This window comes from Streptomyces sp. ActVer, assembly GCF_027270795.1.
Taxonomy (GTDB): domain Bacteria; phylum Actinomycetota; class Actinomycetes; order Streptomycetales; family Streptomycetaceae; genus Streptomyces; species Streptomyces umbrinus_A.
This window is the reverse complement of the sequence record NZ_JAPWHT010000930.1, coordinates 1-1,093: the sequence shown is the minus strand read 5'-3', so window position 1 is coordinate 1,093 and position 1,093 is coordinate 1. Positions and strand designations below refer to the sequence as shown.

Genomic DNA, 1,093 nt, shown 5'->3' with positions numbered 1-1,093 from the left:
GCACCGGACCGCGCCCCGGCAGGCGCGCCACGCCCGCCGCCACCCCGCCGAGCCCGAGACGGCGACTTCGACTGAGCCTGCGCGGCAACCGGCTCCGGCACAGGAATGACAACAGGAACCCCGGACGGCTCCCGAGCCCCCGTGATCCGTACGAGCTCCTCGTCGCTCGACTTGATCCGAGCCGTCCGCGGACTGATCCCGGCGTCGGCCATCAGCCGGGTCATCTCCCGCTTCTGCTCGGGAAGGACGAGCGTGACGACGCTCCCGGACTCCCCCGCGCGAGCGGTACGCCCGCCCCGGTGGAGATAGTCCTTGTGGTCGACCGGCGGATCGACGTTCACGACGAGATCCAGGTCGTCGACGTGGATTCCGCGGGCCGCGACGTTCGTGGCGACGAGCGCGGTCACCAGCCCGGTCTTGAACTGGTCGAGCGTCCGGTTCCGCTGCGGCTGCGAGCGTCCGCCGTGCAGCGCGGAGGCCTTCACACCGTTGGCGAGCAGCCGCTTGGCGAAGCGGTCGGCCGAGCGCTTGGTGTCGACGAAGAGGATCACGCGCCCGTCGCGCGCGGCGATCCGCATGGCGACGGCCTTCTTGTCGGTCTCGTCGGCGACGTGCAGCACGTGGTGTTCCATCGTCGTCACCGCGCCCGCGGAGGGGTCGACGGAGTGCACGACGGGGTCCGTGAGGAACATCCGTACGAGCTTGTCGATGTTCTTGTCCAGGGTCGCCGAGAACAGCATGCGCTGCCCGTCCGGCTCGACCTGGTTGAGGAGCGCCGTGACCTGGGGCATGAAGCCCATGTCGGCCATCTGGTCGGCCTCGTCGAGGACGGTGATCCCCACCCGTTCGAGGGTGCAGTCACCGCGGTCTATCAGGTCCTTGAGCCGCCCGGGCGTGGCCACGAGCACCTCGGCGCCGCGCCTCAGCAGACCGGACTGCTTACCGATGGAGAGCCCGCCGACGACGGTCGCGAGCCGCAGGTTCACGGCCGTGGCGTACGGCGTGAGCGCGTCGGTGACCTGCTGCGCGAGCTCGCGCGTGGGCACGAGGACGAGCGCGAGCGGCGCCTTGGGCTCGGCGCGCCGGCCGGCCG

The 1,093-nt window shown here is 71.2% G+C and carries 1 protein-coding gene; it reads right to left on the bottom strand.

The window, feature by feature from the left end; translation table 11 throughout:
- On the bottom strand, positions 1 to 1,093 hold a 1,093-nt coding region (locus O3Q52_RS53415; RefSeq protein ID WP_269655591.1), incomplete at both ends, for a DEAD/DEAH box helicase.